General features: G+C 46.8%; 17 protein-coding genes. 13 read left to right on the top strand and 4 right to left on the bottom strand.

Annotated features, from left to right (window positions below):
- Positions 1-90 precede the first annotated feature (90 nt).
- The 3 genes from MHH63_RS22610 to MHH63_RS22600 all read left to right on the top strand — a co-directional run bounded on the left by MHH63_RS22610 (position 91) and on the right by MHH63_RS22600 (position 1,969).
- The gene (locus MHH63_RS22610) at positions 91-387 is read left to right on the top strand and encodes a helix-turn-helix domain-containing protein (protein WP_051491502.1); all 297 of its coding nucleotides are present in this window, start codon (positions 91-93) and stop codon (positions 385-387) included.
- A complete protein-coding gene (locus tag MHH63_RS22605) occupies positions 353-1,297 on the top strand; it encodes a DUF1861 family protein (protein WP_076186146.1) in 945 nt (314 codons plus the stop codon). Before MHH63_RS22610 ends, MHH63_RS22605 begins: the two co-directional genes overlap by 35 nt.
- Positions 1,298-1,384: 87 nt before the next feature.
- Positions 1,385-1,969: a 50S ribosomal protein L25 gene (locus tag MHH63_RS22600; RefSeq protein WP_076101172.1), complete on the top strand. Its 585-nt coding sequence runs from the start codon at positions 1,385-1,387 to the stop codon at positions 1,967-1,969.
- 64 nt (positions 1,970-2,033) lie between these two features.
- Here MHH63_RS22600 and MHH63_RS22595 read toward each other — a convergent pair whose 3' ends face one another.
- Positions 2,034-4,331, bottom strand: a complete 2,298-nt coding sequence (locus MHH63_RS22595; RefSeq protein ID WP_076278950.1) for a UvrD-helicase domain-containing protein — start codon at positions 4,329-4,331, stop codon at positions 2,034-2,036.
- Positions 4,332-4,674: 343 nt separating this feature from the next.
- Between MHH63_RS22595 and MHH63_RS22590 the strand changes: the two genes are divergently transcribed.
- The 4 genes from MHH63_RS22590 to MHH63_RS22575 all read left to right on the top strand — a co-directional run bounded on the left by MHH63_RS22590 (position 4,675) and on the right by MHH63_RS22575 (position 8,111).
- Positions 4,675-4,854 carry a hypothetical protein gene (locus MHH63_RS22590; RefSeq protein ID WP_341172132.1) on the top strand — a complete coding sequence of 60 codons (180 nt, stop codon included), beginning with the start codon at positions 4,675-4,677 and terminating at the stop codon, positions 4,852-4,854.
- 279 nt (positions 4,855-5,133) lie between these two features.
- Complete coding sequence (locus MHH63_RS22585; protein ID WP_341172131.1) at positions 5,134-5,643, top strand: hypothetical protein; 510 nt, start codon at positions 5,134-5,136, stop codon at positions 5,641-5,643.
- Positions 5,644-5,892: 249 nt separating this feature from the next.
- Entirely contained in the window at positions 5,893-6,729 is an 837-nt protein-coding gene (locus MHH63_RS22580) for a DUF6492 family protein (protein WP_248549146.1), read from the top strand.
- Between the two features lie 2 nt (positions 6,730-6,731).
- On the top strand, positions 6,732-8,111 hold the full coding sequence (locus MHH63_RS22575) for a sugar phosphate nucleotidyltransferase (RefSeq protein WP_341143746.1): 1,380 nt from the start codon (positions 6,732-6,734) through the stop codon (positions 8,109-8,111).
- Between the two features lie 513 nt (positions 8,112-8,624).
- On the opposite strand, the gene MHH63_RS22570 is transcribed toward MHH63_RS22575, so the two are convergent.
- Complete coding sequence (locus MHH63_RS22570) at positions 8,625-9,497, bottom strand: Cof-type HAD-IIB family hydrolase (RefSeq protein WP_076124725.1); 873 nt, start codon at positions 9,495-9,497, stop codon at positions 8,625-8,627.
- A 306-nt stretch (positions 9,498-9,803) separates the two neighbouring features.
- Between MHH63_RS22570 and MHH63_RS22565 the strand changes: the two genes are divergently transcribed.
- On the top strand, positions 9,804-11,045 hold the full coding sequence (locus MHH63_RS22565) for a DUF445 domain-containing protein (protein ID WP_341172130.1): 1,242 nt from the start codon (positions 9,804-9,806) through the stop codon (positions 11,043-11,045).
- 437 nt (positions 11,046-11,482) lie between these two features.
- Here MHH63_RS22565 and MHH63_RS22560 read toward each other — a convergent pair whose 3' ends face one another.
- Positions 11,483-12,622: a glycosyltransferase family 4 protein gene (locus tag MHH63_RS22560; protein WP_341172129.1), complete on the bottom strand. Its 1,140-nt coding sequence runs from the start codon at positions 12,620-12,622 to the stop codon at positions 11,483-11,485.
- Positions 12,623-12,803: 181 nt separating this feature from the next.
- Here MHH63_RS22560 and MHH63_RS22555 point away from each other — a divergent pair, with 181 nt between their 5' ends.
- Positions 12,804-13,580: a YheC/YheD family protein gene (locus MHH63_RS22555; protein WP_232061115.1), complete on the top strand. Its 777-nt coding sequence runs from the start codon at positions 12,804-12,806 to the stop codon at positions 13,578-13,580.
- Here MHH63_RS22555 and MHH63_RS22550 read toward each other — a convergent pair.
- A complete protein-coding gene (locus MHH63_RS22550; protein ID WP_076220534.1) occupies positions 13,573-14,388 on the bottom strand; it encodes a hypothetical protein in 816 nt (271 codons plus the stop codon). The genes MHH63_RS22555 and MHH63_RS22550 overlap by 8 nt on opposite strands.
- A 280-nt stretch (positions 14,389-14,668) precedes the next feature.
- Here MHH63_RS22550 and MHH63_RS22545 point away from each other — a divergent pair, with 280 nt between their 5' ends.
- The 4 genes from MHH63_RS22545 (at position 14,669) to MHH63_RS22530 (ending at position 21,590) form a co-directional block, all read left to right on the top strand.
- Entirely contained in the window at positions 14,669-17,173 is a 2,505-nt protein-coding gene (locus tag MHH63_RS22545; RefSeq protein ID WP_341172128.1) for a PAS domain S-box protein, read from the top strand.
- Positions 17,170-17,793 (top strand): C39 family peptidase, encoded by a 624-nt coding sequence (locus MHH63_RS22540; protein ID WP_076185575.1) that lies wholly within the window; start codon positions 17,170-17,172, stop codon positions 17,791-17,793. The genes MHH63_RS22545 and MHH63_RS22540 overlap by 4 nt, the downstream gene beginning before the upstream one ends.
- Positions 17,794-17,900: 107 nt before the next feature.
- Positions 17,901-19,856, top strand: a complete 1,956-nt coding sequence (gene pulA / locus MHH63_RS22535; RefSeq protein ID WP_341172127.1) for a type I pullulanase — start codon at positions 17,901-17,903, stop codon at positions 19,854-19,856.
- Positions 19,857-20,105: 249 nt separating this feature from the next.
- Positions 20,106-21,590, top strand: coding sequence for a glutamate synthase subunit beta (locus MHH63_RS22530; RefSeq protein WP_340887821.1), 1,485 nt, complete (start codon positions 20,106-20,108; stop codon positions 21,588-21,590).
- Positions 21,591-21,692 lie beyond the last annotated feature (102 nt).

Raw genomic sequence — 21,692 nt, 5'->3', positions numbered from 1 at the left:
CTAATCCCACTGTAACATGACCGTTTTATCTTGTCAATTCGATTGACGCCTTGGGGTTAGTGCGGATATATTATTGGAGGAGGTGTAGGAATGCCAGTCATACGCAGTAAACTGAGTGAGGTCATGGAGAGGCATGATCCGAAATTATCGATCCGCAAGCTTGCTAAAGAGATCAATTACCATTTTGATTCGGTACGCCGAATGTATAAGAATGAGATGGTGCAGTATCCAAGGGATCTGTTGCTAAAATTATGTGTATACTTTAATGTCCAGCCCGGCGAGCTGATTGCCATGGATGCGGAAGACAACGATTGGGTGATCGATCGTTCAAATGATTACGAGGAGGACGGCGATGACAAGGAACCCGGCACGGACAGCCACCTGTAAGCAGCTTCTGGATACATATCATGCCGGACGCGGTACAACCACTGTAAATAAAATGACGTTCACGGGTGTTGGGCACCGGGATGTCTATAATATAACCGCCCCGTTTATGTATAACGGGGAAGAGGTACTAATGGGAAGAGTTGAGGAACGGGACAGTGAGTTCTCTCAAGTCTTCTTTTTTACATGCCATGATGGGGTTTGGAGACCTCGTGCGCATACGCATACGTACAATTTACAGGACCCGTGCTGGACCCGGATCAGGGGGGAACTTATTGTGGGCGGGGTGGAAGTGATTACGGCAGCGGATGATCCGCACCGGATTGTCTCCTGGGTGACCCAGTTCTACCGGGGATATCACATCGATTCTTTGACCCACTTTTCTTCAGGTCCCGGCACGATGAAGGATATCCGGCTTATCGAGCTTGATAATGGCAGTGTAGGCGTATTTACCCGGCCGCAGGGCGAACGGGGTGGGCGGGGGCAGATTGGGTTCACAGTGATTCCTTCGCTGGACGAACTAAATGAGCAGACCTTCATTGATGCCGAGGTTTTACAGGATCAATTCGTGCCCGAAGAGTGGGGGGGAGCCAATGAAGCTCATCTGCTGCGGGGTGGAATGGTGGGCGTATTGGGCCACATTGCTTGCTTCGATAGTGCCGGAAACAAACACTATTATGCCATGGCTTTTTCGCTGAATCCTGAGACTTATAAAGCAACTCCGGTCAAAATAATTGCAGTCCGCAGTGATTTTCCGGCGGGCCCGGGCAAGCGCAAAGAACTGGAGGATGTCATCTTCAGTGGTGGCTTGAAACGTCTTGGAGGAGGCCGGGCGGTATTGTCTGTAGGGGTGAGTGACGCAGAAGCATATCAGATTGAAATCGCAGACCCATTTGACGAATATGAATCCTAGCGTTCTTCCAGTTGGTTTGACTAGATTATATGGTCATGTTACACTTAGCGTGACAAGAATTTATGGTCAAAGAGAGCGGGAAACCCAATGAATAAGTTTATTCAATTCAACACACGTAAGACTGACACCAAGTCCAACATCAATCAGGCGCGTAAGCAAGGACGTATTCCGGCTGTATTATATGGTATTGGTAAAGAGACTCTGACGTTGGAAGTGAATGAAAAAGAACTTCTGGACATTCTCAAAAAGAATCCGCGCGCAATTCTGCAAGGTAAGGTGTCGGAAGAGCTAGAGGTTCCGGTCGTGGTTCAGAACATTCAGAAGGATACCCTGTCCGGCAAAATTCTGCATATTGATTTTCAACATGTAAATATGAAAAAGAGCATGGACAGCAAGGTGACTATTCATTTTGCAGGTGAAGCCGTAGGGATTAAAGCAGGCGGCACACTTCAGGTAGAAATCTATGAAGTGGAAGTTCGTTGTATGCCTGAGGATCTGCCTACCTCCATGGAAGTCGATATCAGCGGACTGGATATTGGCGACCAGTTGCTCGTCTCTGATCTGATCTTCAAGGACGGTATTGAAGTGTTGACCGAACCGTCAACCGTAATGATCCAGATCAAGACCGTGCATGAAGAAGAGGAAGAAGAAGCGGTAGTAACTCCAGCTTAAACATATATTTTTATAAAAAAGGCAAGTTTCCAGGGAAGAGGAAACTTGCTTTTTTTGCGTTGAATCATACAGGAACTTCTCGTTGGTCCTTTGCCATAGGGGAACTACATAACGGGCAGGGCTTTGAGGTTAAATGATCCTCAGCTCCGCCCGCTTTCATGCGTGTCCAGCCAGGACAGGTACTGCTGGTACAATTCCATACCGCAACGACATGGGTTCTTGTCGCAGTTGTCCGGCTGGTAGGTAAGGATCTTGTTGTCACTGTTCTGCTCACCGTAGTCGTTGCTGTGGAAGAAACGGCAGAGCGGAAGGCTGATAACATGAAGCGGGAGACCTCTGCTTTTTTGCCCCGATGCCTCGCAGGTGAACTGATAAATAGCTCTTCCCGGGCTCTAGTAACAGCTACGTAAGCCAGTCTTCGCTCCTCTTCCAGGGCAGCCAAGCTTGAACTCCCACTATTTGCAGCGGCCAGCTTGCGGTCCTTGAGCCGGTCGCCCTCCAGGGCGGAGCTATGCGGGAGAATTCCTTCAGAGGCTCCAATCAAAAAGACCACAGGAAACTCTAATCCTTTGGATTTGTGAATGGTCATAAGCGCGATCCGATTCCCTTGTTCTTTGGTGCTTGGCTGACGATTATGTTCATTACGTTCCGTAACATTATCTATGAAATCCAGAAAGGCAGGAATACTATCAAATCGCTCTGCAGACGATTCTAGTTCATCTAGCATTTCTTTTAACGTTTCGCGATGCAAGGTTGCTTGATGCCGCTCATTCGCTTCGATGAAATAATCATAGAATTGCGTGCGGACCTGGCGAATCGCTTGGACTGGGGTTAACTCGCGCATATTGCGAATTAGATCCAGCCGCTCTCTAAGCTTAGTGCCCTTGAAATCCTCCATGCCGGGCATGGACAACAGATGGATTAGTGGGCCTTGCTTTGGTTGTCTGGCTTCCATCTGCCGGATGTGATTCATACCTTTTTCACGGTTCATATAAAGAGTAGGCAGGATGTTCTCCATAGCCGCAAAATTCCGCCGATTCACGGAGAGACGCATATGATCCACGACCGGGGAAATTAGCCAGTGTTCGTACAGTAATTGCCCTTCTCCATAATCAATATAGGGAATATCGCGTAAAAGAAGTAATTCCAGAACGGCCCGGTTGCTGCTGGACGCTCTATATAACATGGCGAAGTCGCTATATTCTCTTTTGCCGCTCGAAACCTCGTTTAAAATATGCTCAACCATCTGCTCGGCTTCCTCGTCTGCTGTCTGGGGACGCATATACCGGGGCTGACTCCCGCTGCCTTTGGCAGCTTGCAGGGTTTTGGAACGCCGGCGCGTATTGTGCCGGATAATACCGTTGCCGAGTCCGACTATAGCTGGACCAGAACGGTAATTAATATCAAGTGTAATAACCCTTGCTCCCGGGTACAGCTTCTCGAATTCCAGAATGAATTCACTGCGTGCCCCGTTGAAGGAATAAATCGTCTGGTCATCGTCGCCAACCACCATCAGATTATGCTGCGGGTGAGCAATCATTTTGACTAACTCGTACTGCAGGGCATTGGTATCCTGAAACTCATCCACCATCACGTATAGATATCTCATCTGCAATTCCTGTAAAAGCGTAGGACGCTCCTTTAGCATCCGATAGGCGATTAAGAGGACATCGTCGAAGTCGATTTTAAAATTGTCTAGTTTCCATTGTTCGTAGATTTCCAGAATGGATTTCATTTCTTTTTCAGCGGTGGTTCCTTCAGGCAAGCCTTCTACGGTACCCATGTTCATCTTGCAGGAAGAGAGCAGGGAGAGTAGCGTTTCCGGTGGATAGGCATCTTTAGGTAGCCCTAGCTCACGCATGATTTGTTTCAACAGGATGTGCTGGCGCCGCGTCTCACTGAAAATCTCTTGCTGCAATCCTTGTCTGCGCAAGAAAAATAAGAAAAAGGAATGAAACGTGCGGGCCTGCAGCCGCGCGACGTCCGCTGGGCCTACTCCCGGTAAAAGGGCGATCCGTTCGCGCATTTCAGCCGCAGCTTTACTCGAAAAAGTCAGCAATAGCAGCTGACTTGGCGAGACACCGCGCACGGACAACAAATAACCGGTTCGGCAGATCAGAACCGAGGTTTTGCCGGAGCCTGCGCCGGCCAGTGTTAGAAGCGGCCCTTTATGATGCCGTACCGCGGAAATCTGCGGACGGTTGAGCAGGATGCCGCCTTCTTCCAGCCTGCGAAAAAAAGCGGAGTCCTCATCCTCCCGCTTCACCAGCTCTTGGCTTGTCTGCGCTGAGGCCACTGCCGCTTGCGGGATCCGCTCACCAGTAGCTCCCAGTGGGATATTATGAAATAAAAGCTTATTCAATAGATTCACCTTCATTATTTCTGTATAGAGTGGTCTCAACAAATCTAGTTCTATGATGTTTGAGTTCATCTTAAAATGTGCCGAAAATTTAGCCAATCTACAATATACCATCCCAGGCTTTTTACTGCACAGGAAAAGTGTTGGATATTGAGCCAGTAAAAATATGGGGATTGGTGTGGGAGTGGGACACAACGGTGGTATAAATCCCGTAGATAGGCTGGAATGTGACTGCGTGGGCGGAATGTACGGTATAAATCCCACAGATAGGCTGGAATGTGGCTGCGTGGACTGAATGTACGGTATAAATCCCACAGATAGGCTGGAATGTGGCTGCGTGGACTGAATGTACGGTATAAATCCCGTAGATTGGATGGAAAGTGGCTGCGTGGGCGGGATGTACGGTATAAATCCCGTAGATAAGCTGGGATGTGGCTGCGTGGGCGAAATGTACGGTATAAATCCCGTAGATAAGCTGGGATGTGGCTGCGTGGGCGAAATGTACGGTATAAATCCCGTAGATTAGCTGGGATGTGGCTGCGTGGGCGAAATGTACGGTATAAATCCCGTAGATTAGCTGGAATGTGGCTGCGTGAGCGGAATGTACGGTAAAAATCCCGTAGATTAGCTGGAATATGGCTGCGTGGGCGGAATGTGCGGTAAAAATCCCGTAGATTAGCTGGAATGTGGCTGCGTGGGCGGAATGTACGGTATAAATCCCGTAGATAGGCTGGAATGTGGCTACGTGGACGGAATGTACGGTATAAATCCCGTAGATTAGCTGGATTGTGGCTGCGTGGGCGGAATGTACGGTATAAATCCCACAGATAGGCTGGAATGTGGCTGCGTGGACGGAATGTACGGTATAAATCCCGTAGATTGGATGGAAAGTGGCTGCGTGGGCGGAATGAGAGGCAAAAATGCCCTAAATAAGGGCAAATCCGCCTCTGTAAGCGAAAAGAGAGGCATATATGCCCCAGAAAGAAGCAGAAGAGGAGCAGCGACGTGGAAGAGAGGCAAAAATGCCCTAAATAAGGGCAAATCCACCCCCATAAGCGAAAAGAGAAGCATATATGCCCTAGAAATGAGCAGAAGAGGAGCTGCGACGTGGAAGAGAGGCAAAAATGCCCTAGAAAAGGGTGAATCCGCCCCCATAAGCGAAAAGAGGGGCATATTTGCCCTAAAAAGAAGCAGAAGAGGAGCAGCGACGTGGAAGAGAGGCAAAAATGCCCTAAATAAGGGCAAATCCGCCTCCGTAAGCGAAAAGAGAGGCATATATGCCCTAGAAATGAGCAGAAGAGGAGCTGCGACGTAGAAGAGAGGCAAAAATGCCCTAGAAAAGGGCAAATCCGCCTCCATAAGCGAAAAGAGAGGCATATTTGCCCCAGTAAAGGGCGCCGGGTGCAGGTCTGCTTCTATTTTTATAATATAAAAATTTCTGCCTCGCGCATCGCAGGCTTGCCCAGCGTACATTTGCCACTCTCCTGAACAATTCTGTGATGCCCATTCCCTTTTCCTATCATGCTCATATCCTAAAGCAAAAACATGATATGGAGATGACCCTATGCCCTCGCCCAGTAAGGCCCGCATCAGACATGCCGTTACTATAGATGTACTGATTCCCGCGATTGAAAAAGATTTACAGACCCTTCCCCATGTGATTGACGCTGTTAGAAAGCAGGTTAAGCATCCCATCGGCCGGATATTAATTGTTGCCCCCAAAAAGAAACGGATGATTGAGTTCTGCCGCACAAAAGGCTGTACCTTTATTGACGAGAATACGGTGCTGCCGATTACGAAAAAAGACATTCATTACCGCTCACGCACCTGGGAACGTTCCGGCTGGCTATTCCAACAGCTGCTGAAGCTGAATGGCGACAAGCTCTGCACGGCGGATTATTTTTTGGTCATTGATGCCGATACCGTTCTGATCACCCCCCACCATTTTCGGGCCAATGGCAAGACACTCTTTTACAGCCGGAACTGGAGCCAACCACAGTATTTTGTAACCTATAGGAAACTCATGGGCCGCAAGGTGACCGCAAAATCATCATTTGTGACCCATTACATGCTGTTTGAACGCAGTCAATTGGCTCAAATGAAAAGAGAGATAGAAGCAAAACACCAAATGCCTTGGTATCGAGCTATTTTACACAGTATGAACCGCTCCAAGCAATTTGCCTTTTCTGAATTCGAAACCTATGCCAATTACCTGTATTCGAAGAATCGCGAGGGAATGAAGATTCAAAAAGCGCGTAATAAAGGTCTCCATATGAATGCAGGACAGCTATCCAAGCAGAAAGTGAATCAGCTGGCTGAGAAGTATAGATCATTGTCTTTTCATAAACGAAAGGGGTATGTGAGAATACCGGGGGCTAAATCCAGCGCAGGGGGGCGATAGGGTTGCAGATCGTACTCCTTTCAGGGGGATCGGGGAAGCGGTTGTGGCCGCTATCAAATGAGATCAGGTCAAAAGCTTTTTTAAGGCTGCTTCCAACAGAAGCTGGCGGTGTGGAGTCGATGATCGAACGGGTATGCAGAGGGCTGGAAGAAGTAGGTTTGTTGGATTCAAGCTGCATTGTGACTCATCGCAGTCAGGTGGAGATTACTCGCAAATCCGTTGGTGCTCAAGTCCCTTTATTAGCAGAGCCGCAGAAACGGGGGACTTTTACTGCAGTAGCTCTGGCGGCGAGTTATCTGCATTCTGTGAAGGGTATGGACTCAAAAGAGATCGTAGTGGTCATTCCGGTGGATTCGTATGTGGAGGCTTCTTTTTTTAAGCAGCTTCATCAATTTCCGAGTGTGCTTGCCGAATCACAAGCGGACATTGCTTTGATTGGTGTTTTACCTGAATTTCCTTCTACACAGTTCGGTTATATTCTGCCGGGTGAAGGGTCTGGGGTAGGGGGGACGTCTTTTTTAAATGTTAAGCAGTTTGCAGAGAAACCGAACGAATCGACAGCCGTCGAGTTCATTTCTCAGGGAGGACTGTGGAATTGCGGCGTGTTTTCCTGCTCATTAGGGTACTTGCTCTCAAGTATGGTGGAACGGGATCTTCCAGTAGATTACATGGAATTTATGGAGCATTATGATCAATTGCCAGAACGAAGCTTTGACTATGAGGTGCTAGAACACACGCGGCGAGCGGTAGTCATCCCCTATATTGGGGTGTGGGCGGATATTGGCAGCTGGGATGCACTTGTTCCCCATTTGCAAGGAAGAGTAATTGGCAGTGGGAGTATTTCTGAGGATTCAAAAGGTACCCATTTGATCAACGAACTCTCTTGTCCTGTGCATATCATCGGCGCTCCTGGTTTAATCGTGGCGTCGGGGCCAGATGGCATTTTGGTTGCTGGGATAGAGCAGGCAAAACGAATTAAGCAGAAGCTGGAGGGCCATGCGGCGAAGCCGATGATTGAAGAAAAACGCTGGGGCACATCACGCATTTTGGACTTCTCTCGTACGGCGGCAGGTATTGAGGTTACGACCTCTAAAATAACCATTTTGGCAGGCGAGCACACCAGCTACCATTTTCATCGGCATACTAAAGAAGTTTGGTCTTTTCTTTCTGGAAATGGAGAATACCGGATGAATGGCCATCTTCATGCGGTTGCCGCCGGGGACACGGTCACGGTACCTGCTGGTACGAAGCATGGACTGCGGGCCATTACAGCGCTCGAATTGATTATTATTGAACTGTTGGAATTTCCTGAGGTGGATGACTACGTACGAGTGTCTGCCGAATGGGAGGGGGAGGACAGCTTCCTTGATGATTTGGGATGAATGGAAAGGTAGTTCGCTTTAACCCGGAGGCAGTTGTAGACATGGGGAGATTGACCGGCTGAAGTGAAATAGATGTATTCAGTGCAACTATTTCGTGGAGTAGCGAATGTCTTGCGATTTAGATGTAGTTTGTACAGTTAAAAATCGCGAATTTTTGCGTTTTGAATAGATTTGTTGAATATAAGTGTACAGAGTGCAATTAAATCCGAATTAGCGCCTAAAAGAGGGCATTTAACTGTACGAAGTACAACTAATTATTAAGAGGACGGAGATGCAATAGGCAAGCCACAGTAAACTACAGGAAAGCGATAAGTAAGCTATAGGCAAGCCACAGTAAGCTACAGGAAAGCGATAAGTAAGCTATAGGTAAGCCACAAGTAAGCTATAGGCACGCCATAACCTAAACCTAAAGTGTGATGGAAGACCCCTACCCAGCAAAAATAAACCCACAAATAGCACCGTGAGCAGAACTGCCCACGGTGCTATTTGTGCATCCGCTGCTTTATGCAGAAATTATTCTTTAGAATTTCTTTTCAAAAGATGCTCAATTCCTGCCGCGACTCCGTCTTCCTCATTACTGGTGGTGATGAATTCAGCCATTTCCTTAAGAATTGGCGCTGCGTTAGCCATAGCAATCCGGTAGCCGGCCTTCTCGAACATTGGCTGATCGTTATAACTGTCGCCCATGACAGCTACATCCGCTAGCGGGATACCATAATGGTCAGCAAGCATGGTTACACCGGAGCCTTTGTTGGCCTCTTCATGGTTAATCTCGATATTATTTACATGGGAGGCGGTAATAATTAAGCCCGGAATAGCTGCGAAGCGGGTGGAAGCTTCCTTGAGCAGCTCTCGGTTTAGAGAAAAAGCCAATGTTTTATAAATAACATTTTCCTCCTTGCTCCACACCTCTTCCATACTCTCCACATAGGTTACCGCTGCTTGTTGAAACTGTTGATCTATCATTGCTTTCAGCAACCAACTGACTTCTTCAGGAACTTCTTCATCGCTTAGTGCAGATAATTTCTCTAACCGTACACGTTTGTTCAGCTCTACATAAACGTTATCCTCAGTGTATACCTCGTAATACAAGTCCGGAATTTCGTTCATCCAGCGCAGAGCGGGAATGATGTCTGCTTTATTCAGCGGCGTGCTTGCCGCGAGGGTGCGATCAGATAATGTGACGACTGCGCCATTTAGACTGACTACAGGACATTCCAGATCCGCTAGCCGAAGCTGACGTTCTGCATCCATAAAAGAGCGGCCTGTGGCAATGATAACAATGTGACCTAGTTTCTGAGCTTTTATAATAGCTTCGCGGTTTTTTGGACTGATGTTTCCTTCTTCGTTCAGTAATGTTCCATCCATATCTAAAGCAATCAGCATATTGTATGAGCTCCTTTTCCAGGTAAAGTGGTACTTTTTAAGGGGGATTGAAACGTTACTTGTATCTTATCATTAATATTCTGAAAACCAAAAACCATTTTCATGCAACTGTACAATAATGAACGTCCAACAAGAGATAAGAGGTTTTTACAGTATATTTTTAGATAATAGTTCAGTCGTGGTACAATAGTTATCAAACTAACCGACTAGCCGAATCTATCGTCAGCTTATGTTCGTGGAACGTGACCCGACGGTATTTTTCCTGTGTAAGGACATCGGCAGCTGCTTATGTAAAGGGGACTATTTATGAGATCCAAAAACTTAGCCACCATGTCACTCGCCTTTATGGCATGTGGGTTTCTGATTACACTGTTTCTACCTGAAAATCTAGCCGTGATTCTACTGAGAGGTGGTTTCGAGGCCGGTTTGGTGGGGGGGATTGCCGACTGGTTCGCGGTAACGGCGCTGTTCCGCCATCCGATGGGGCTACGTATTCCACACACCTCACTACTGCTCAAGAATCGCGATAAGATCATCCAATCACTAATCACCGCGATGGAGACTGAGCTTCTTAACAAGGAAAGCATTGAGAACAAGCTGCGTAAGTTTGGCTTTATATCAATGGGCTCCAAGCTACTGACAAAGTTCTTTAGTAAAAAGAAGGCAAGAGTACAAATATTGGAGCAGCTTGGCGAATTCGTGTCTCGTCTTCCGGTAGAGAAGGCAGTACCGTTTCTGCAAAAGGCAGCCTCCGAATATGTTCGTGAAGCTGAGCTTGGCGTTGCGGCTGATAAAATAGTTACTAAGTTAATGAATGACGGTAAAGATGTAGCTGCTCTGGACTATGCGCTGGAAGGGGTGTCTACTTGGAGCGGACGTCCTGAAACGAAGGCTATGCTGGGCAAGATTGCCAGCGAGAAATTGGCTGAAGTGAAGCTTGGCGGACTTAAAGGTATGGCTTTTCAGGCTTTTGTCGGGTTTATGGATGCAGATATGCTTGGTGAAATGCTGCAAGGTATGTTGCAGTCCGGTATCCGCGATTTTCGGGAAGAGGATAGCCCATACCGTGAAGAGATTATCCGCGAGATTCGAGTGGCCCTGTTCCAGATTGTTAATGACGAGGCTAGACTGGCTTCATTAAAAGAATGGGCACTGAATGAGATTGAAGGCGAAGCAGCAACCGAATTCCTGCATGCGCAATTGGAGAACATTCGCAGCAAAGCAATTTCCCTATTGGAGGAAGATCGGGCGGCTGGCGGACGCAAGCTGTTCACGTTATATACCCTGCTTGTACGTCGTATTGGCAAGGAACAAGAATGGATCAGCAGCTGGGAAGAGCGGATTCGCGCTTCGCTAATTGCCTTTGTAGAGGCTAACCACTACAGAATAGGTCTTTTGGTAAAAGAGAATCTGGACAGCATGGATGACGCTAGTCTAGTGAATATGCTGGAAGATAAAGTGGGTAAAGACCTGCAATGGATTCGTGTGAACGGAGCTTTATGCGGGTTTGTCGTAGGGCTTGTGCTTACAGTTATTCAATTGATTTGAATGAAACTTACTATTTATTGTAAAATAAGGAAAAAAGAAAAGCAGCGATTCTCCCGTGAGGGAGGATCGCTGCTTTTTGTTGTTGCTCATGGCCTGTCTGCATCGTGGAGTAATAATCCTCCTCTGAGGCTTATGGACCGATATGACGTTATTTGTTAGTTCTTGGCTCTTGGAACATGCTTGCGGACTCCACTGGCGTTATTCCTATGGATGACGTTCATATGGGGCATTTTTCATGCCAATAGGGGTTATAGGGTCCTTAGCATTGCAAATGAGGGATAAAGCTGCGTTTGGGGTCAGCTGTGTCCGATAGCTACCTTGTATGCGCATATGTTACCTAATTCATTCGGAGATTGGTGTTTAGCTCAAGCAAGCTCCAAAAAGAAAGGGACCCAGCAGCCAGTTGATGGCTTAGGAGGCCCCTACTTTGGGTGAGTCTACAATTGCATTCCATCTGCAAGAGTTCTGTACCCTTGCTGTGGTGTTGCAGAAGCTTGATACAACTGTTCTAAATGGTTTGCGGTTCGCTGCCAATTGAAGGCTTCAAGCGCATCTGCTCTCCCTTGTGATCCGATGGTAACTGCCAATTGTGGATGGCGGGCTATCCGCAGCAAATGCCGGGCAAAGGGTAAAGACTCGCGATATCGTTCTACCAGATAACCGTTATGGCCAGAGGCGACAATCTCTCGGATGCCCCCATTATTAGAAGCGATAACAGGTAGACCGGAGGCCATAGCTTCTACATTAACAAGGCCGAAGGATTCATGATTCTGGGAAGGGCATACAAAGCAGTCTGCCGCCTGATAAAGGGTGTGAATATTCTCATGAGCCACATTTCCTAGAAAAGTAACAGACACTCTCAGCCGCCGTGCAAGGAGCTTCAACTGCCGTATGTACGACGGTTTGCCTTTGCCGGCGATGACCAGATGAGCGGGGAGGTGTTTGTTTAAATGCGACATAGCACGGATTAATATAGGCACTCCTTTGCGGGGTATAACCCGACCCACGAACAAAACTGTGAAGGTCTGCGGGAGTTTGTAGAAACTACGAAGCTGTTGTTTTTCAGATATCTGCACAGGGGTAAACCGGTCAAGATCAGCTCCCAATAAGACAATATGAATCCCTGTGGTCAGTTTCGGGAAGCGGCGATCTAATCTTCGCTGTAAGGAGTGGCTGTTGGCAATGATCAGATCCGCTTTTGCCAAGGCATTGGCCACTTTATCTGTACCCGGTGTGAAGGTAAGCGAGTGCAGGAACAGAAATACCGGGATATGAGGAAGCTGCTTCTTTACAGCAGACATAAGATGGGGGCGATTATCAACCTGAATGATGTCAAAGGATTCTTTCTGAATGTATTCTAATACCGAAGTAAGATAATGGGCTGGGGTGCTTGCAGGCAATCGGATAATTCTGACCTGCTCCAATATAATGGCAGCAGGTAGTCCAGGTACCTTCCGACTAACAATGGTTACCTTATGTCTCTCCGCCAGTCTTCTGGCAATGGCCCAAATGCAGATTTCTACAGAACCGTCTCCCGGAACTGGGAACTGCTCCGGTGCAATGATACAAATGTGCATGGTTCACGCCTCCTTTTATCCGCTAATGGATATCCTCTTCCACCATATGCAACACAGTAAACAGTAGATACATCCGAAAGCGGAGAGGGCGTTTCACTCATGCCATTTGTACAGTTGCAGCATAAAATACTAAGGCTTACTAAGGCCGTGATTATTTTTTGAGGGACAGGGGAGAGGACAGTTGGGAAAGAAGTTAAAGTCTGCATTGACCAGCAAATGGATTAAAACCAAGGTGCTCATGCGAAGCGCTGAAATTTCACCGTTGATTCCCGAAACGATAAAATTCAGTAAAGTCAATCTGAAAGCTATGCTGCTGAAATATGGAATGGTTTATGTTAAACCGGAATACGGTACCTATGGCAATGGTGTGATGAAGGTTGAGCAGAGTAGAGAGGCTCATGGAACAGAATATAAGTACCAAAGTGGAACAAGACTCAAAACCTTTAGAACCTTCGACGCCTTCCATTTATCTTTAAAGAAAGCAACGCGTGGACGTAGTTACCTGATCCAGAGAGGAATAGTTTTGCTAAAGCACGGGAAACACCGCTTTGATATCCGTGTGATGGTCCAGCTCAGCCCGCAGGGCAAATGGGAAACTACCGGTCTGATCGGTCGGGTAGCTGAGAAAGGTAAGATTGTTACCAACTATCATAGCGGCGGCAAACTAACTGCTATGGAAAAGCTGCTGTCTCCTTATCTGAACGAAGCTCAGCAAGCGCAAATGCTTAAGATCCTGAGAAAGCTAGGAGAAGATACCGGACGTTTCTACCATAAGAAATATCCTGGGTTTAGACAGATTGGTGTCGATGTAGGATTGGATAGATCCATGACGCCTTGGATTATTGAAGTGAATACTAGTCCGGACCCGTATATTTTTAAACATCTTTCTGATAAAAGCATGTACCGCAAAGTAATGGCTTACCGCAGAGCGAATGAGAAGAAAAAGTCCGTTAAATGATCTGTTTCCTCGTATTTGCAATGACAGCAGAAATCTTTTGTTCTAATTCTATGATTTTTTGCTTGTGTGTTGCGATTTGGCGGTAACCGGAGACGAGTGAGGACAGAGACTGAGTGGTTAATGTAAGGTTTTGCTTGCGAATCGCTGCTTTGAAGTCACTCCAATCTGCGGAAATCCGTTTATTCAATGAGGTGACTACGCTTTTGTTTGATTTAATTGAGACCTGTGGACTATCAATGCCAGACAAGGTTTTGCGGGCATAGGTTATCTTTCGGGTACGTGTCTGTTTCGCTGCATTCAACTGATTCTGTCTGTCGCTAATTTCTTTGCGTGCCAACTGAACCAGGATCTTCATAGCATCACCTTGGGCTTGTAATACGGTATTCAACGTCTTGTTTTTAAGACCCTTGGCGATCTTGATACGCTTATTAAGCGCATTGTACTGGTCGAATAAGGGCTGATAGTGCTGTTTGCAGCTCTTAACGGTAGCCTCCAGTTGAGCTACGGTTTCTAAATCAATCTCTTTAATTTGCTTACGTACTGCAATCAGTGTTTGCTCATTATTATAGTGAAGGGTTCGGATCTGCTCCTCACGATTATTGTATTGCATCTTTAAAGTAGATAAATCATTGTACAGATTAGTCATCTTTATCCTTGTAGGACCGTCGGCAGTCGCAGCTGTTAGATCAAAAGCCGCTTGAATAGAGGGTGTTAATTCAGTCGTTGCTGCAGCAAAAGCTTCTGTTGATGTGCTTAACGATAGCAGGATCACCAGTAGTAGTAAGGGGAATGACTTTAGTGCGTTCATTAATTCGCTCCTCCTTTTGTCCGTATCCCTGAAGACAACAAAAAAGCACCCGTAGCAAAGGCAAAAGCCTTTATTACGGGTGCTTCCATCGTAATAGGTCACGAACGATATATTTATTCTTAAATATAAGTTGTTTATTTGCTAGCGTCAATAATTTAAATTTAAATATTTCCAATTTAAAATAATGCGCTAGACATTTCTTTCCCCAGTTCTCTTATCGTATACTGACATAAGAAGGTATGAGAGCTTTAGCACTAGCAACAAAGGAGGTCTGGCTTAAATGGGCAGCTCGGTAGAATTTAACGCAATTCTGGATCATGCATTTATGAGGTCTCCAGAAGGAATGGCCGTACTGTTTTCGAATAACGGCGATTTCAACTGGATAAAAGTCAATCCGGCTTTTTGCAATCTACTTGGCTTTACGGAGGCCGAGTTTCTTGCCGGGGCTCTTTTTACAGAATCGGAAAATAGAGAGGCACATTCAAAAGAGCTCTCCTATAGATTAGTAATGGACGAGCTTCAGAAATCGCCAGCGGGCAGCTGGAAGAAGGAACATTGTTTTTTAAACAAAGAAGGTCAACCCGTTTGCCTGTCTCTCATGTTCTCTGGATTAGGAGCAGAAGCAGGACAAGCCCCTTCGTATATTATAGTATACGCCGAGGATATTACGGAACTAAAGATCGCAGCTCAGGAAACGGTGGATCATCGGGATCAGCAGCAGCAAATGGAAGAACAAATTCGCCAAAGTGAACGCAATTATAGATTGATGTCTGAGAATTCGCTGGATTTAATCTCGCGTCATGCGGTCAAAGACAGTGTTTTCTTATATTGTTCTTCAGCTAGCCGTACCTTGCTTGGTTATGAACCTGAAGAGATGGTTGGGACAAGCGCCTATAATTATCTTCACCCCGATGATCTAGTTATGATGCAAGGTTTAATGGAGCAGAGTCGCAGCTCTGGCGTTATTCCGGCTGTAGCTTACCGCTACCGCCATAAGAATGGCACCTATGTCTGGTTCGAGTCGAGCAGTCGTTATACCTATGATGATGAGGGAAATGTCATGGAGATTATAGCGATTGGGCGGGAAATTACGGAGCGCAAGCAGTTCGAGTTCAAGCTTAAGGAGAGCGAGCAACGGTATAAATCATTGTTTGAATACAATCCATCTGCTGTGTACTCTATGAATTTGCATGGAGACTATTTGACTGCCAATGCGAATTTGGAGAAGTTGACCGGGTATTCTCTGGAGGAACTGATCGGAATGTACTTTGGCCCCATTGTGCATGAGAAGGACATAGAGAAGACGTTGTATCATTTTAACTTAGCCGCCCAGGGTTATCCTCAAAGCTATGATCTAACGCTTATTCATAAAGACGGACACTTTGTAGAAATTAATACTACCAATATTCCGATCATTGTAGATGACCAAGTAGTGGGTGTGTATGGGATTTCCCGTGATATTACAGAGCGCATCCGTTATACAGAACAAATTGAGAAGCTTAGCAATGAGTATACCCTTATTTTAAATGCGGTTTCAGAAGGCATCTTTGGACTCGATATGGAGGAGAAGGTGACGTTCATTAACCCTGCAGGTTTGCAAATGCTGGACTATGAACATGATGAAATTATGGGCCATCCTTATTTGGATCATATTCAGCAAATAGCGCTTGATGGGAGCCATTATCGGCCGCAGGAATCTCCACTGATGAAGGCTATTAAGTCAGGTGTATCTTATCAGAGTAAAGATGCGGTCTTGTGGCGTAAGGACGGTTCTAGCTTTCTTGCGGAATACCAGGTAACCCCTCTGTTTGATAAAGGGGAGCCGAAGGGTGTTGTTGTAGTGTTTCGGGACATCACGGATGAGAAGGAAATCATTCGGGCGAAGGAATCCGCAGAAAAAGCAGACCAGGCTAAGTCTGAGTTCTTAGCTATTATGAGCCATGAAATCCGTACGCCGATGAACGGAATTGTAGGGATGACGGATCTCCTGGCGGAGACGGAGCTTGATGAAGAACAGCTTGGATATACTGACATTATTAAGGAGAGCAGCAGCTCGCTCCTATCTATTTTGAATGAAATACTGGATTACAGCAAAATTGAAGCCGGAAAAATGATGATTGTAAATGAGCCCGTGCAGCTTCAAGCCGTATTGGACAGCGTAATCGATCTATTTACAGCTAAGGCTTTGGAGAAAAATATTCAGTTATCATGCAGCATGGCACCTGGAGTCCCGCCACTGATTATGGGCGATGCCGGGCGGTTGCGTCAGATATTGGTCAATCTGGTCAGCAATGCAATCAAGTTTACAGATCGGGGCAGTATCAGTATTTACGTAGAGCAGAAGCTGTCCGCAGATCAAAAGAAATTAACTTTGAAATTTAATGTTAGGGATACGGGGATCGGCATTCCTCTAGAGAAGCAGCATCGGCTGTTTCAGTCCTTTTATCAGCTGCATTCCTCGTTTAATCGCAAATATGGCGGGACCGGATTGGGGCTGGCAATTTGTAAAAAGCTCGTTGAGCTGATGGGCGGAGCTATCGCTGTAGAGAGCAGTGAAGGAGAGGGCTCTAATTTCTATTTCACGCTGCAGATTAATCCTGATAGTAGTAAATCTGAGATAAATGTGGAAGATACAGTGCAAACAGAAGAACGGGAGACAACAATGGAAGGGGCAGCAGCTGCAGAAGGAGAATTGGATGCCGGTGCAAATGTAATTCTACTTCCGGAGGCAACTCCACATTGTACTCCTAAGTCTAGCCCTTTAAGAGGGGATCTATCCGAATGAAGCATGGACAGCCTCGGATTAGCAAGAAACTGCCTGCGGAGCCATATACACAGTGGGAGGTTGGGGTCGAATCCCCGTCCTCTGCATGTGGCCCAGCTACGATGGCCGCGTTAGCGGAGTATTGGAACACCCATTTAGGAGCGGACTTTATTCGGGGCAAAGGTCATTTTCCTTCCAAAGCCGCTCATATTAATTACATATACAGCCATCACGGTGGAAGACCTTGGGGGATGAGTGTGCGCCGTTTTACCAAAGGACTGAAGAACTATATCCATTCAGTGATTTTACCTAAGGATCAGCAAAAGTTACTTATTACTACGTTTAATGATTTTGAAGTATATAAAACAGAAATTGATGCCGGCCGGCCTGTGGCTGTTAAATTTGATAAGTGGTTTCGTCTGCGGTGGAGAGGTGAGTTTACTTACGACTACCATTGGGTACTAGGTATAGGATATGAGGGATTTGAGGACGGAGAGCGTGCTAACCTGATTGTTCACGATAATGGTGTGCGGTACAAGGACGGTAGAGTCACTCTAGGGAAAGAACGGCGTATTCCGTATTTTGCGAATAAAGACATTATTACGATGGTTGGGCTAGATATTGACGATGCATCGAGGTAGAGGGATTGTCCTGACAAAATAGCTTGAAAAATTTGAGTCCAAACGTTTGCACTACTTAGACGATCATACTATAATCCAGTTAATAACTGGAAAAGGGGATAGGTGCTTTGTCCGTACAAAGGGAAATGAAGGAACCCATTTATTATGGGGATCCTGCGGCTACTAGAGGGATTTCCGTGTTTGCTCAGGAGTTTGATCAGTTATTCAGCTATGATGGGGACGATCTTGGCCTAACGTACTCACCGGGGAGTTCAGCTTTTTGTTTATGGGCGCCCACCGCTCAAGAAGCGGAGCTGGTACTCTATAATTCATGGCAGGGAGCAGCAGAGTGTAAGTATTCTATGATCCGTGATGTCCGGGGAACGTGGAGAATTACAGTTGACGGTGATTTAGATGGCAAGTTCTATACCTACCGAGTACGTCTTGGAGAACAGTGGAATGAGGCGGTTGATCCTTATGCACGTGCTGTAGGAGTGAACGGTGATAGGGGAGCTATTTTAGATTTACGTAAAACAGATCCGGAACGGTGGACGGAAGATAAGCCACCCTTGGATGATCCTGTGGATGCCATCATTTATGAGCTTCATTTGCGAGACTTATCCATTCATCCAGCAAGCGGTATGACCCATAAAGGACAATATCTTGCTTTGGCGGAAGAAGGAACCCGCGGACCGGAGGGTATTCTCACTGGACTCGATCATATCGCGATCCTCGGTGTAACCCATGTGCAGCTATTGCCTGTCTATGATTATTCTACAGAGAGTGTAGATGAGACGAGGCTGGATGAACCGCATTATAACTGGGGTTATGATCCGAAGAATTATAATGTGCCAGAAGGCTCCTATGCTACAGATCCATATGTGCCTGGACTGCGTATCCGGGAACTAAAAACAATGATTCAAGCACTTCATGATCGCGGTCTCCGCGTCATTATGGATGTGGTTTACAACCATGTGTACGATGGCTATCGTGTGAATTTCACCAAGCTGGTTCCCGGCTATTATTTGCGTTACAAGCAAGACGGAAGCCTGTCGGATGGCTCTGGCTGCGGGAATGACGTGGCTTCAGAACGCTTGATGATGTCCAGCTTCATCGTGGAATCCGTAGTTTATTGGGCCAAAGAATACCATATCGATGGTTTTCGTTTTGACCTGATGGGCTTGATTGATCTCGACACGATGGAGGAAATCCGGCGTCGTCTGGATGGGATTGACCCGTCCATCATGACGATTGGTGAAGGTTGGATGATGGGGACAGAGTTGCCGATGGAGCGGCTCGCTCATCAGAAGAATGCTGCGCTTCTGCCGGGAATCGGACATTTTAATGATGATTTCCGGGATGCCATTAAAGGGAATATTTTTCTGCATGATCAACCGGGTTTCATCAGCGGAATGATGGGATTGGAGCTTGCGATAAAGGCAGGGGTCGCGGGAGGCATTGCTTATGCCCCAGGCATTGGACAATTTGCCGTGGAGCCTCAGCAAACCGTCAATTATGTGGAATGTCATGATAATCATACGTTATGGGATAAAATATTACTGTCCACACAAGGGCAGACGGACAAACAGCGCCAATCTATGCATAGGTTAGCTTCTGCGATAGTGTTCATGAGTCAGGGAATCCCCTTTGTCCATGCGGGTCAGGAATTTATGCGCACGAAAAACGGGGTAGAGAACAGCTATAAATCCTCGGTGAAGATCAACCAATTGGATTGGGAACTGTGCGCTGCTCATCAAGATGATGTGGTTTATCTGAAGCAGCTAATTGCCTTGCGTAAAGCACATCCGGCTTTCCGTATGCGAACGGCAGATGACATTCGGAATCATCTAGTATTTGAAAAAGCACCGGTAAGTTCGGTAGCGTATACATTGCGTGGCCATGCTGGAGGCGATGCGGCGAAGCATATCTATGTGCTTTTTAATGCTAATGTAGAACAGACGGCTTTGCTTCTGCCACAGCTTGGTGCATGGAAAACAGTTTTTGGAGCCGATCTTGCGCAGAATCTGACGGGTAATAAGCTAACTGTAAGCGGGATTGGAATGGTAGTGCTGACGGTGGACTAGATGTTTTTTTACAGATAATTCTTCAAAAGCATGCAGTGTATTGTGCTCAATGAGTGCAGTACTCCGCGTGCTTTTTTGTGTGGAACTTTCTTTTGAATGGATGCTCTTATTTTACATAAAAAGGTGACATTACTCATTTTCGTTAAAGATCTAGGATGCTAATATTAAGGCATTTACTTTGGCGCTTTAGAGTGGCATAACAGCAGAAAGTGACAGAGAGTACTTTTCTTTGGTGAGAGGATGAAAGAGATGGGGAAAGCAACCGGATTTTTAGAGTTTGAACGACAGACACCCTCCGAGTGTGAGGCATTGGAGCGAATTAAGAATTGGAATGAATTCTCGATACCTATGGATGAAGAAAAGCTGCGCGAGCAAGGGGCGCGTTGTATGGATTGCGGTACGCCATTTTGTCATGTAGGACGTCTGTTGTCTGGTATGGCTTCCGGCTGCCCTTTGCACAACTTGATTCCTGAATGGAACGATATGGTCTATCGTGGAAATTGGGAGATAGCACTGAAACGTCTGCATAAGACTAACAACTTTCCTGAATTTACAGGCCGTGTCTGTCCCGCTCCTTGCGAAGGCTCTTGTACGGTAGGGATGAATGGCAAACCTGTCACCATTAAATCTATTGAGAAGTCGATTGTAGATAGAGGTTTTGCAGAAGGCTGGATTGTGCCTGAGCCGCCGCTTCATCGCACGGGTAAAAAGGTAGCTGTAGTGGGTTCAGGTCCGGCGGGGCTTGCCTGTGCGGCACAGCTTAATAAGGCAGGACATACGGTGACTGTGTATGAACGGGCGGACCGGATTGGCGGTCTGCTTACCTATGGTATTCCCAACATGAAGCTGGATAAAAAGACTGTACAGCGCCGGGTGGATCTGCTTGCAGCTGAGGGCATTACCTTCGTAACTCGAACAGAGATCGGCCGAGATCTCCCTGCATCACAGCTCAAGGCAGAGCATGACGCTGTAGTACTGTGTGGTGGATCTACACAGGCACGTGATCTGCCGATAGAAGGACGCGATCTGCGTGGGATTCATCAAGCTATGGAGTTTTTAACGCTGAATACAAAGAGCCTACTGGATTCAGGGCTTGCCGATGGGGAATATTTATCAGCAGCAGGTAAGGATGTAGTTGTAATCGGCGGTGGGGATACTGGAACAGACTGTGTAGCCACTTCGATCCGTCACGGCTGCCGCAGTGTGACTCAGCTTGAAATTATGCCACAGGCGCCGCTGACACGTCAGTCTAACAATCCTTGGCCGGAATGGCCAAAGGTGCTTAAAGTGGACTATGGTCAGCAGGAGGCCGCTTCACTGTATCAAGAAGATCCACGCCGTTATCTGGTTTCGACGAAACGGTTTGTCGGCGATGAGGGCGGGCAAGTGCAGGAGCTGCGTACAGTGCGCATTGAATGGACTCGTAATGAACAAGGACGAATGGTACCGGTCGAAGTGCCGGGCAGTGAGGAGACCCTGCAAGCGCAGCTGGTATTACTGGCTTTGGGATTCACAGGGCCTGAAGAAGCTGTACTGGGCGAGCTTGGGGTGAAACGCGATGAGCGGGGGAACGCCAAAGCAGAGTTCGGAGCACAAGCAACCAATGTAGAAGGTGTGTTCACAGCAGGCGATATGCGGCGCGGGCAAAGCCTTGTAGTCTGGGCTATTGACGAAGGGCGTCAGACTGCGCGCGAAGTAGACCGCTTTTTGATGGGATCCTCGAATTTGCCGTGAGTGTTAAGATATAGCGGGCAGGGCGTTCCTTTGGGAACGTCCGCTTTGCGTTGTGGTATGTTCAAGGTTAAGATTATTGTCTAAGCGCATATTTACTTAAGT

Origin of the sequence: Paenibacillus sp. FSL H3-0310 (genome assembly GCF_038002785.1) — a bacterium.
In the GTDB taxonomy this organism is placed as follows: domain Bacteria; phylum Bacillota; class Bacilli; order Paenibacillales; family Paenibacillaceae; genus Paenibacillus_AQ; species Paenibacillus_AQ odorifer.
Note: the sequence above shows the minus strand (reverse complement) of the source record. Positions and strands in the feature narration are given on the sequence as shown.

Bases quoted from the DNA above. Each gene is read 5' to 3' on its own strand.
- MHH63_RS22610 (WP_051491502.1), top strand. From the start codon at position 91: ATGCCAGTCATACGCAGTAAACTGAGTGAGGTCATGGAGAGGCATGAT.
- MHH63_RS22605 (WP_076186146.1), top strand. From the start codon at position 353: ATGACAAGGAACCCGGCACGGACAGCCACCTGTAAGCAGCTTCTGGAT.
- MHH63_RS22600 (WP_076101172.1), top strand. From the start codon at position 1,385: ATGAATAAGTTTATTCAATTCAACACACGTAAGACTGACACCAAGTCC.
- MHH63_RS22590 (WP_341172132.1), top strand. From the start codon at position 4,675: ATGTACGGTATAAATCCCGTAGATTGGATGGAAAGTGGCTGCGTGGGC.
- MHH63_RS22585 (WP_341172131.1), top strand. From the start codon at position 5,134: ATGTACGGTATAAATCCCACAGATAGGCTGGAATGTGGCTGCGTGGAC.
- MHH63_RS22580 (WP_248549146.1), top strand. From the start codon at position 5,893: ATGCCCTCGCCCAGTAAGGCCCGCATCAGACATGCCGTTACTATAGAT.
- MHH63_RS22570 (WP_076124725.1), bottom strand. From the start codon at position 9,497: ATGCTGATTGCTTTAGATATGGATGGAACATTACTGAACGAAGAAGGA.
- MHH63_RS22565 (WP_341172130.1), top strand. From the start codon at position 9,804: ATGAGATCCAAAAACTTAGCCACCATGTCACTCGCCTTTATGGCATGT.
- MHH63_RS22560 (WP_341172129.1), bottom strand. From the start codon at position 12,622: ATGCACATTTGTATCATTGCACCGGAGCAGTTCCCAGTTCCGGGAGAC.
- MHH63_RS22550 (WP_076220534.1), bottom strand. From the start codon at position 14,388: ATGAACGCACTAAAGTCATTCCCCTTACTACTACTGGTGATCCTGCTA.
- MHH63_RS22545 (WP_341172128.1), top strand. From the start codon at position 14,669: ATGGGCAGCTCGGTAGAATTTAACGCAATTCTGGATCATGCATTTATG.
- MHH63_RS22540 (WP_076185575.1), top strand. From the start codon at position 17,170: ATGAAGCATGGACAGCCTCGGATTAGCAAGAAACTGCCTGCGGAGCCA.
- MHH63_RS22530 (WP_340887821.1), top strand. From the start codon at position 20,106: ATGGGGAAAGCAACCGGATTTTTAGAGTTTGAACGACAGACACCCTCC.